The organism is Phenylobacterium sp. Root700, assembly GCF_001429025.1.
GTDB lineage: Bacteria > Pseudomonadota > Alphaproteobacteria > Caulobacterales > Caulobacteraceae > Phenylobacterium.
In genome coordinates, this window is sequence record NZ_LMHT01000009.1 from 38,897 (window position 1) to 48,351 (window position 9,455).

A 9,455-nucleotide genomic window follows, 5' to 3' on the forward strand; every position below is an offset into this window, starting at 1 on the left:
AGCATCTGAACTCGCGAGATGGAGGCTCCGGCCTAGACCGTCGCCGGCTGCACCACGAAGCCCTTCCAGGTGTTCATGTAGTCCACGAAGGCCGGGCCGAGGCCTTCGGCCTGCAGGTGTTCGCGGGTCACCGGCAGGGCGATCGGGGTGAAGTCGGGGTCGGCGGCGACTTTCTGCGGATAGTCGTGGTGCAGGATGGCGGCGCGGCCGATCAGGACGTAGTCAGCGCCGTTCTCCAGGCATTGCCGGGCCGTTTGGGCGCTCATGATCTTGCCGGCCACGCCCAGGCGGACATTCCCGCGGTCGAGCTCGGTAAAGTAGGACATCAGGGTTTTGCCCTTGAACGCCTCTTCGTTCGGCTCCTTGGCCACGTCCCACAGCGACATGTCGAGATAGTCGATCTGGCCCCCGGTCATCAGCGCCTGGGCCAGGTCGCGGATCTCGGCCAGTTGAACGTCGAAGCGCTCGGGCGACAGCCGCAGGCCGAGGTTGAGGTCGGGCCGGCAACGGGCGCGGATCCCGGCGATGATCTCGTGCAGGATCCGGGCGCGGTTTTCCGGCGACCCGCCGTAGCGGTCGGTGCGGCGGTTGAGGGTCGGCGAGAGGAACTGGCAGATGATGTAGCCGTGCGCGCCGTGGATCTCGACGCCGTCGAACCCGGCCTTCTCGGCGCGGACGGCGGCGGCGACGAAGTCTTCCACCAGCTGCTCGACCTCGGCCAGGGTCAGGGCCCGCGAGCCGGTCTCCTCGTCTTCCGAGGGGCAGACCGGCGCCTCGCCGATCAGGTCCTTGGGCGAGCGCATGCCGGCGTGGTGCAGCTGGACGGCGGCGATGCTGCCGGCCGCCTTGATGGCCGCGGCCAGTCGGGTGAGGCCCGGCAGATGCTCGTCGCCGAACACGCCCAGCTGGCCGGGGAAGCCCTGGCCCTGGCGCTGGACGTGGGCGGCGCAGGTCATGGTCAGGCCAAAGCCGCCTTCGGCGCGGAAGGTCAGCCAGTGGAACTCGTCGTCCGACAAGGTCCCGTCCGGATGGCTCTGCAGGTTGGTCAGCGGGGCCAGCATGAAGCGGTTCTTCATGGCCGGGCCGCGGGTGAAGCTGAGCGGGGTGAACAGGTCGCTCATCAGACGGCTTCCACTTCGAAGGTCAGGCCGGCGTTCTTGTGCAGTCGGGCGATCAGCTTGTCGCCCATGGCCGCGCCGGGCACCCAGATCCCGCCGGGAACGTCGGCGGCTTCGGTGATCAGGCAGATGGCGGTCTCGGCGATGATCTTCGAGGTCGAGCCGTAGCCCGGATCCTTGTCGCCCTTCACGGCCACACGAACCTTGCGGCCGTCCTTGGCGATGCCGATGAACACCGCGTCGTAGAAGCCGGCCTCGCGCTCTTCCTTGCTGGGGCCCTCGCCCGGCTGCGGACCGGCGCCGGCGTCGGCGGCGAAGGAGGCCGGGGTGTTGGGATCGACCACCGACATCTCGTCATAGACGAAGTCGGTTCCATAGGCGTGGCCGAGCAGCAGGTTGGAGCGGTGGACGTTCTTGGTGTTGATCGCCGCCATCATGAAGGGGCCGACATCGGCGTTCATGTCGGGGTCGTGCTCCACCTTGTCGCCGCGCGGCTGTTCGGGACCCTTGAAGCCGGGCGTCAGGGCGAAGGGGTCGACCATCAGCGCGAACAGGCTGGGGTCCTTCTGGATCGCCGCCATGGTCGCCCGGCCGCTGGCCGCGGTGCCGCCCGACAGGCCGCCGCGCATGGCGCGCATCCGGCCCTTCACGCGCGGGACCACGTCGCCCAGCTGGGCCTTGGCGGTTTCCTGCGCGAAGAAGACGCCCAGCTCGAAGGGAATGGAGTCAAAGCCGCAGGAGAACACGATCCGCGCGCCGCTCTTCTTGGCCGCTGCCTCATGGGCGCCGATCATCTCGGCCATCCAGTTCGGCTCGCCCGACAGGTCCAGATAGTCGGTCCCCGCCGCGGCGCAGGCCGCGACCAGGTCCGAGCCGTAGAGTTGATAGGGGCCGACCGTGGTCAGCACCGCCTTGGTCGATGTGACCATCGCCTTGACCGAGGCCGCGTCGCCGGCGTCGGCGACGACCAGCGGGGTGTCCTGGGGCGCGCCGATCTCGTCGCGGACCGCTTGCAGCTTCTCCAGGCTGCGGCCGGCCATGGCCCATTTCACGTCGCTGCCGACCCCGTAATGCTTGGCCAGATGCTCGGCGACCAGGCGGCCGGTGAAGCCCGTCGCCCCATAGACGATGATGTCGAATTCCGCGGCCGGGTTCATGGCTCTCTCTCCCTGATGTCGCCCTTGAGGCTTGGCGCGACCTTGCCGGGATCGCGGCCCGCATGCAAACGCCTGTTTTAATCTTCCAGGGCCGTCTTGGCTCTTGCCCTTCCCCTTGGGAACCCGATCAAGTGGCGACGAATAACGCCGCGACGCGAACGCGCCGGCGCATGGGGAGATCGCCAAGTGACCCACGACGCGCCGGCCACCGGGCCTCGGCCGCTTTCTTCGCCGATGGTCCTCTCGTTCTCTACGGTCGCCCTGCCTCTGGGCGCCCTGGCGGTCGCCGTCGCGGTCTACCTTCCTCCCTATTTCGCCAGCCATCTGGGCGTCAGCCTCACAGTCATCGGCACGGCCTGGGCGGTGGTGCGGTTGCTGGATATCGGGGTCGATCCGGTGCTGGGCCTGGTCATGGACCGCACGCGCACCAAGTTCGGCCGCTATCGGGTCTGGCTGGCGATCGGGGCGCCGATCCTGATGATCGCGGTCTATGCGCTATTCGAGGCACCAGGCGGCATCGGCTCGGCCTATCTGATCGGCTGGCTGCTGATCTTCTATCTGGGCACGTCGATCCTCAGCCTGGGGCATTCGGCCTGGGCCGCGACGCTGGCCACCGACTATCATCAGCGATCGCGAGTGTTCGGGGTGCTGGCCGCCACCGGCGTCGTTGGCGCAGTGGTCGTGCTGCTGATCCCGATCCTGGCCTCGCGCATCGGCTGGAGCTCGGCGCAGGGCGTGCGCGCCATGGGCTGGTTCATCTTCGCCATGGTCCCGATCGTGGTGGGACTGGTCTGCCTCAAGACGCCGGAGCATATCGTCCGGCGGACCTCGACGGAGCACTTCAAGCTCCAGGACTATCTGGGCCTGATCACCAAGCCCGACCTGCTGCGGCTGTTTCTGGCCCAGATGGCGCTGACCCTGGGTCCGGGGTGGATGAGCGCGCTCTACATGTTCTTCTTCATCGACGCGCGGAAGTACTCGGCCGAGCAGGCCTCGGCCCTGTTGCTGGTCTATGTGGTGGCCGGCATCCTCGGCGCCCCGCTGACCGCGCGGCTGGCCATGAGGTTCAGCAAGCACCGCACGCTGATGGTCACCACCACCGCCTACGCCCTGGGCCTCTGCCTGGTGATGGTCACGCCCAAGGGGAGCGTGCTGGCCGCTCTGCCGGTGATGTTCTGGTGCGGTTTCATGGCCGCGGGCTTTGACCTGATGATCCGCGCCATGCTGGCCGACGTGGCCGACGAGGTGCGCCTGGAACAGGGTCAGGAGCAGCTCAGCCTGATCTATGCGCTGAACGCCCTGGCCACCAAGATCGCCGCGGCCTTCGCCATCGGCCTGACCTTCCCGCTGCTCGGCCGGCTCGGCTACAACGCGGCGGAAGGCGCGAGCAACACGCCGCAGGCGATCTTCAGTCTGGAGCTGGCCTTCATCGTCGGCCCGATCTTCTTCGTGATGCTGGGCGGCGCCTGCGTGCTCGGCTGGAAGCTGGACGCCACCAAGCACGCCGACATCCGCCGCCAGCTCGACGAGCGCGACGCTCTCTACGCCGAGGCGCCGATTCTGGAGAGCCTCAGCGGCGAGCCGGCCATCGCCGTCCTGGCCGGGGACGGCAAGGCCTGACGTCGGGTCAGAGTAGGCCGGGCGCCGAAACCGTGACAGCCTAAGCCGGCGGCCCGCCAGAGGCCCGCCCTGGGGAAGAGCGATGAGCGGCCTGATCCTGCATCACTACGAGACCTCGCCGTTCTCGGAGAAGGTCCGGCTGATGCTGGGCCTCAAAGGGCTGGCCTGGGATTCGGTGCAGGCGCCGGTGATCATGCCCAAGCCTGATCTAGTCCCGCTGACCGGCGGTTATCGCCGCATTCCGGTGCTGCAGATCGGCGCCGACATCTATTGCGACACCCAGGTCATCCTAGCCGAAATCGAGCGCCGCGCGCCTGCGCCGGCCGCGGTCTCGGGGGCCGCCTGGGCGGTCAATTTCTGGGCTGACCGGTCGTTCTTCGGCGTCACCGTGCCGATCATCTTCGGCGAGCTGGGCGATGCGACGTCCCAGGAGTTCATCGCTGATCGCGAGAAGCTGTCGGGGCGGCCGTTCAACATCGCGGCGATGAAGGCCGCCGCCGGGGTGATGCGGCCGCAGTGGCGCGCCCAGGCCGCCTGGATCGAAGAGGGGTTGGCCGGCGCCGACTGGCTGGGCGGCGCCGCGCCGGGTCTGGCCGACATCGCCGCCTATATGAACATCTGGTTCCTGGCCCGCAGCCTGCCGGACCTGGCCGACGAGTTGCTGAGCGGCTTTACGCGGACCCAGGCCTGGCGCCCGCGCGTGGCCGCCATCGGCCACGGCCAGCGGCGCGAGATCACCGCCGCCGCGGCGCTGGACGTCGCCAGGGCGGCGGAGCCCGCAGCGGCCCCCGCGCATGACGTCGCCGATCCGCTTGGCCTGTCGCCGGGAGTCTCGGTGGTCGTGGCGGCCGACGACTATGGCCGCGACCCCATCGCCGGGACCCTGGTCGCCGCGACCCGCGACCGCGTGGTCCTGGCCCGCGAGACGCCAGAGCTCGGCAAGACCCACATCCATTTCCCACGCGCCGGCTACATCGTCGGCAAGGCCTGAAGGAGCACCCTCATGGAAGACCGCATCAAGGTGGAGCTGAAGGACGGCGTGGCCGATGTCCGCCTGACCCGCGCCGACAAGATGAACGCCCTCGACGACGCCATGTTCTCGGCCCTGATCGAGATGGGCGAGCGGCTGAAGACCGAGAAGGGCGTCCGCGCCATCGTGCTGTCGGGCGAAGGCCGGGCGTTCTGCGCCGGGCTCGACATGGGCAATTTCGGCAAGATGGCGTCGGGCGAGCGCAGCGGCGGCAAGTCCTCGACTGGCGAGAGCCTGCTCACCCCCAACCGCACGCCCGGCGGTTCGAACCGCGCCCAGCACGCGGTGATGGTCTGGCGCGAGCAGACGGTTCCGGTGATCGCCGCCATTCACGGCGTGGCCTTTGGCGGCGGCTTCCAGCTGGCGCTGGCCGCCGACCTGCGGTTCGTCACTGCGGACACCCGCATGGCGGTGATGGAGATCAAGTGGGGCCTGGTGCCCGACATGGCCGGCATGGTGCTGATGAAGGGCCTGGTCCGCGACGACGTCGCCCGCGAGCTGACCTATACGGGACGGATCTTCGACGGCGAGGAAGCCGCGCGGCTGGGCATCGCCACCCGCGTCTGCGCCGATCCCCGCGCCGAGGCCCTGGCCCTGGCCGCCGAGATCGCCGGCAAGAGCCCGACCGCCATTCGCGGGGCGAAGCGGCTGCTCGACATGGTCGCCGACGCCGACCAGCACGCCATCCTGTTGGCCGAGAGCCATGAGCAGGGCGCGCTCATCGGCTCGCCCAATCAGATCGAGGCGGTGATGTCGAACATGCAGAAGCGCGCCGCGGTCTACGCAGATTGATGGTCACGCTCTATCACTGCACCGACGCCCGCTCGTTCCGCGCCCTCTGGACGCTGGAGGAGCTGGGCGTCCCCTATGAGCTGAAGCTGTTGCCGTTCCCGCCCAGGGTCCGCGCGCCCGAATATCTGGAGATCAACCCGCTCGGCACCATCCCGTTCTTCGTCGATGGCGAGACGCAGATGACCGAGTCGGCGGCCATCACGCAGTACCTGGCGACCAAGCATGGCGGGCCGCTGGCGGTGGAGCCCGATGACCCGGCCTATGGCGACTGGCTGAACTGGCTGCACCGGGGCGAGGCGACCCTGACCTTCCCCCAGACCCTGGTGCTTCGCTACACGCGGCTGGAGCCGAAGGAGCGGCGCAGCCCGCAGGTGGCCGAGGACTACGCCCGCTGGTTCATGGCGCGGCTGCGGTCGGTCGACGCGGCCCTGGAGCGCGGGGACTATCTGTGCGCCGGACGTTTCACCGCCGCCGACATCTCGGTCGGCTACGCGCTGCTGCTGGCCCGCACGCTGGGTCTGAACGAGCGTTTCAGCCCGGCGATCAACGCCTACTGGGAGCGGTTGGCGGCGCGCGAGGCGTTCGGGCGCGCGCAGGCGGCGCAGGCTGGTGAGGGCGCGCCGGACTGGCAGGGATAGCAGAGTTGCAGATCCTCCCCCGTTGGGGGAGGTGGCGCGCGCAGCGCGACGGAGGGGGCTTGCTGAAGGAGTCGTGGTCCCCCTCACCCGGCCGAAGAGGCAGGGAGCTCCCCCAGAGGGGGAGCATCTAGGCGGTGGCCCACTCGGCCAACACGTCGGCGTCGGTCTCTGTCGTTCTATCCCGCAACGCTTCGAACGCTTCCGGCTCCAGCAACCGTGACAGCGCCCAGACCGCCGCGCCGCGCACCAGGGGCGAGGGATCGGCGAGGTGTTCCTGCGCGATGGTCGCCAGCTCGAGATCTCCCGAATTGCCGATCGCGTAGAGGACGTTGCGGATGAACCGGTCGCGGCCGATGCGCTTGACCGGGTTCTTGGCGAACAGCGCGCGGAACGCCAGGTCGTCCAGTCGCGCGAGGTCGGCCAGCGACGGAGCCTTTAGCTCTTCCCGCGCCGTCAGCCGCATCTCGCGCGAGGCGCTGGCGAACTTGTTCCAGGGGCAGACCGACAGGCAGTCGTCGCAGCCATAGATGCGGTTGCCGAGCGCGGGGCGGAACTGCGCCGGGATCGGACCCTTGAGCTCGATGGTCAGGTAGGAGATGCAGCGCCGCGCATCCAGCTGATAGGGCGCGGGGAAGGCTTTGGTCGGGCAGACATCGAGGCAGGCCTGGCACTGGCCGCAGGAACCGCCGCTGGCCTCGTCAGGGGCCAGGTCCAGTTCGGTCAGGATCGAGCCCAGGAACAGCCAGGAGCCGAATTCGCGGCTGACCAGATTGGTGTGTTTGCCCTGCCAGCCGAGGCCGGCGCGTTCGGCCAGCGGCTTTTCCATCAACGGCGCGGTGTCGACGAACACCTTCAGTTCGCCGCCGAACCGCGAGACCAGCCAGCCGGCCAGCTGCTTCAGCCGTCCCTTGATCAGCTCGTGGTAGTCGTCGCCCTGGGCGTAGACCGAGATCACGCCCCGGCTCTTGTCGTTCAGGGCCTCCAGCGGGTCGTGGTCGGGGCCGTAATTGACGCCCAGCATGATCGCCGAGCGCGCGCCGTCCCACATGGCGGTCGGGTGGCGGCGGCGATCCTGGGTGTCGGCGATCCAGCCCATCTCGCCGTGCCGGTCGTTCTCGACGAACTGCGCCAGCCGGTCCGACGCCGCCCATTCGGTTCGCGCGTCGGCGAACCGGCAGACATCGAAGCCCAGCTCGGCGGCGCGTGCGCGGATCAGGTCTCTTGTGTGCGGATCAGAAGTCGAGATCGTCATAATGCGGCGCCGGCGCGAGGCCGGGCCAGCGATCGGCCAGCAGCGGCCGGAAGCACGGCCTCGATTTCAGCTTCATGTACCAGGTCTTGACCGCAGGGAAGTCGCGCCATGGCACGTCGCCGAAATAGTCGATGACCGAGAGGTGGGCCGCGGCGGCGAAATCGGCCAGGGACAGGCGTCGTCCGACCAGCCAATCACGCGACGAGAGCAGGCTTTCCACATAGGCCAGGTGGACCCGCAGGGCTTCGCGGCCCTGGCGCAGGCTGGCGAGATCCGGGGCGCCGAGGCCAAGCAGCCGCTTCTCCATCTTCTCGTGCAGGATGAAGCCGCCGACCTCGTAGTCGAATTTGCGGTCGAACCATTGCAGCAGGCGCCGGGCTTCGGCGCGCTCGGCGGCCTCGCGGCCCAGCAGCGGGGGTTCGGGGTGGGCCTCTTCCAGATAGTCGAGGATCGCGCGGCCTTCGCAGAGCACCAGGCGCTCGCGGCCGCCGCCCACGGTCAGCACCGGAGTCAGGCCGGACGCGTTCATCTTCACCAGGCTGGCGGGCCGCTCCCAATAGCGCACCTGCTCCTCGGCGAAGGGCAGGCGTTTTTCGCCCAGCGCCAGGCGAACCTGGCGGGAAGCGGGGTCGAGCGGGAAGTGATGAAGGGTGAGGTCGAGGCTCATGATGTCGCGGATATGCTCAAAGCTCCAAGAGCGGCCGCACCTGTTAAGGTCGCGTTTACCAGGCAGGTTTTCGTACGGAGAAAGTGACGCCGCCCGGCCTAAACGCGCGAAGCGCGGGCAAAGGCGCCTTCATGCGGCGCGGCGCGACCTTTCGGGTCGGCGTGGATGATGATGTCGGCGGCCGGGAACTCGGTCAGCACCCGGTTTTCGCAAGCGATGATCTTGTCGTGGGCCGCTTCCAGGCTCTGGTCCGGGTCGAGTTCGATCTGCAGCTCGATATAGACGAACGGGCCCGAGGCGCGGGTGCGCAGGCTGTGCACGCCCTTGATCGCCGGGTCGGCGCGGGCCAGCTCGACGATCCGGTCGCGCTCGGCGTCGGGCAGTTCGCGGTCCATCAACTGGTTGGAGGCCTCACGGAACACGCCCACGGCGCTCCAGATCAGCAACGCCGCGACGGCGAGGCCGGCCAGGGCGTCGACCTGGCCCCAGCCGAACAGCACGGTCGCGGCGATGCCCAGCAGCGCGATCATGTTGGAGGCGAGGTCTGAGGCGTAGTGGGCGCGGTCGCCGGCCACGGCGACGGAGGCCGTGCGCCGCAGCACCAGGGTCTGGGCGTAGATCAGGGCGCCGGTGAGGACGGTGGAGACCGCCATGACAATGATCGCCCACCCCTCGTTGGCGATCGGCTTGGGCGCGATCACGCCCATGATCGCCTCGCGCCCGATCAGGGCGGCCGAGGCGAAGACCAGGCCGGCCTGGACGAGGCTGGCGAAGGCCTCGGCCTTGCCGTGGCCGAACCGGTGCTCGGCGTCGGGCGGGGTGGTCGCGTAGCGGACCGCGAAGAAGGTCACCAGCGAGGCCAGCAGGTCGAGGCCGGAGTCGGCGGCGGAGGCGAGCAGCGCCACCGAGCCGCTGATCAGCCAGACCCCGCCCTTGATCGACACCAGCACGGCGGCCACGGCCACCGAGGCGAGCGTGATCTTGCGGGTCAGGGCGGCGGTCTGGTCGAGAGCCAGGCGAGGCGGAGCGGCGGCGGTCATGACGCCTGTCTAACCTCGCCGCGTCGGCAACCCCAGCGCGAACGACTCGCGAGGCCTTGCTTTCCTCCCCTGCGCAGCGGGGGAGGGGGACCGCGCGGCACGCGTGGTGGAGGGGGCGAGACCGGGCTCGGAGCGTGAGGC

9 protein-coding genes are annotated in these 9,455 nt (G+C 69.1%); 4 read left to right on the plus strand and 5 right to left on the minus strand.

Translation table 11 applies throughout. The features are described 5' to 3' along the window. Positions 1-32 precede the first annotated feature (32 nt). Both ASE02_RS04155 and ASE02_RS04160 read right to left on the minus strand, forming a co-directional pair. Positions 33-1,121 (minus strand): NADH:flavin oxidoreductase, encoded by a 1,089-nt coding sequence (locus tag ASE02_RS04155; protein WP_056731456.1) that lies wholly within the window; start codon positions 1,119-1,121, stop codon positions 33-35. Continuing rightward, positions 1,121-2,275 (minus strand): trans-acting enoyl reductase family protein, encoded by a 1,155-nt coding sequence (locus tag ASE02_RS04160; RefSeq protein ID WP_056731458.1) that lies wholly within the window; start codon positions 2,273-2,275, stop codon positions 1,121-1,123. Before ASE02_RS04160 ends, ASE02_RS04155 begins: the two co-directional genes overlap by 1 nt. 186 nt (positions 2,276-2,461) lie before the next feature. Between ASE02_RS04160 and ASE02_RS04165 the strand changes: the two genes are divergently transcribed. The 4 genes from ASE02_RS04165 to ASE02_RS04180 all read left to right on the plus strand — a co-directional run bounded on the left by ASE02_RS04165 (position 2,462) and on the right by ASE02_RS04180 (position 6,355). Next, positions 2,462-3,895 carry an MFS transporter gene (locus ASE02_RS04165; protein ID WP_056731460.1) on the plus strand — a complete coding sequence of 478 codons (1,434 nt, stop codon included), beginning with the start codon at positions 2,462-2,464 and terminating at the stop codon, positions 3,893-3,895. A gap of 82 nt (positions 3,896-3,977) precedes the next feature. Continuing rightward, complete coding sequence (locus ASE02_RS04170; protein WP_056731462.1) at positions 3,978-4,886, plus strand: glutathione S-transferase family protein; 909 nt, start codon at positions 3,978-3,980, stop codon at positions 4,884-4,886. Between the two features lie 12 nt (positions 4,887-4,898). Continuing rightward, a complete protein-coding gene (locus ASE02_RS04175; RefSeq protein ID WP_056731463.1) occupies positions 4,899-5,717 on the plus strand; it encodes a crotonase/enoyl-CoA hydratase family protein in 819 nt (272 codons plus the stop codon). After that, the gene (locus tag ASE02_RS04180; protein WP_056731464.1) at positions 5,717-6,355 is read left to right on the plus strand and encodes a glutathione S-transferase family protein; all 639 of its coding nucleotides are present in this window, start codon (positions 5,717-5,719) and stop codon (positions 6,353-6,355) included. Before ASE02_RS04175 ends, ASE02_RS04180 begins: the two co-directional genes overlap by 1 nt. A 127-nt stretch (positions 6,356-6,482) precedes the next feature. Here the strand turns inward: ASE02_RS04180 and queG are convergent, their stop codons facing one another. The 3 genes from queG to ASE02_RS04195 form a co-directional block, all read right to left on the minus strand. After that, positions 6,483-7,607: a tRNA epoxyqueuosine(34) reductase QueG gene (gene queG / locus ASE02_RS04185; protein ID WP_056731467.1), complete on the minus strand. Its 1,125-nt coding sequence runs from the start codon at positions 7,605-7,607 to the stop codon at positions 6,483-6,485. After that, the gene (locus tag ASE02_RS04190; protein ID WP_056731468.1) at positions 7,588-8,274 is read right to left on the minus strand and encodes a glutathione S-transferase family protein; all 687 of its coding nucleotides are present in this window, start codon (positions 8,272-8,274) and stop codon (positions 7,588-7,590) included. The genes queG and ASE02_RS04190 overlap by 20 nt, the downstream gene beginning before the upstream one ends. Before the next feature lie 98 nt (positions 8,275-8,372). Next, positions 8,373-9,314 carry a cation diffusion facilitator family transporter gene (locus ASE02_RS04195; protein ID WP_056731470.1) on the minus strand — a complete coding sequence of 314 codons (942 nt, stop codon included), beginning with the start codon at positions 9,312-9,314 and terminating at the stop codon, positions 8,373-8,375. Between the last annotated feature and the right edge of the window lie 141 nt (positions 9,315-9,455).

What these genes read in the sequence shown, in the direction of transcription:
- ASE02_RS04180 (WP_056731464.1), top strand. Translation starts at nt 5,717, where the DNA reads ATGGTCACGCTCTATCACTGCACCGACGCCCGCTCGTTCCGCGCCCTC.
- ASE02_RS04170 (WP_056731462.1), top strand. Translation starts at nt 3,978, where the DNA reads ATGAGCGGCCTGATCCTGCATCACTACGAGACCTCGCCGTTCTCGGAG.
- ASE02_RS04160 (WP_056731458.1), bottom strand. Translation starts at nt 2,275, where the DNA reads ATGAACCCGGCCGCGGAATTCGACATCATCGTCTATGGGGCGACGGGC.
- ASE02_RS04195 (WP_056731470.1), bottom strand. Translation starts at nt 9,314, where the DNA reads ATGACCGCCGCCGCTCCGCCTCGCCTGGCTCTCGACCAGACCGCCGCC.
- ASE02_RS04175 (WP_056731463.1), top strand. Translation starts at nt 4,899, where the DNA reads ATGGAAGACCGCATCAAGGTGGAGCTGAAGGACGGCGTGGCCGATGTC.
- queG (WP_056731467.1), bottom strand. Translation starts at nt 7,607, where the DNA reads ATGACGATCTCGACTTCTGATCCGCACACAAGAGACCTGATCCGCGCA.
- ASE02_RS04190 (WP_056731468.1), bottom strand. Translation starts at nt 8,274, where the DNA reads ATGAGCCTCGACCTCACCCTTCATCACTTCCCGCTCGACCCCGCTTCC.
- ASE02_RS04155 (WP_056731456.1), bottom strand. Translation starts at nt 1,121, where the DNA reads ATGAGCGACCTGTTCACCCCGCTCAGCTTCACCCGCGGCCCGGCCATG.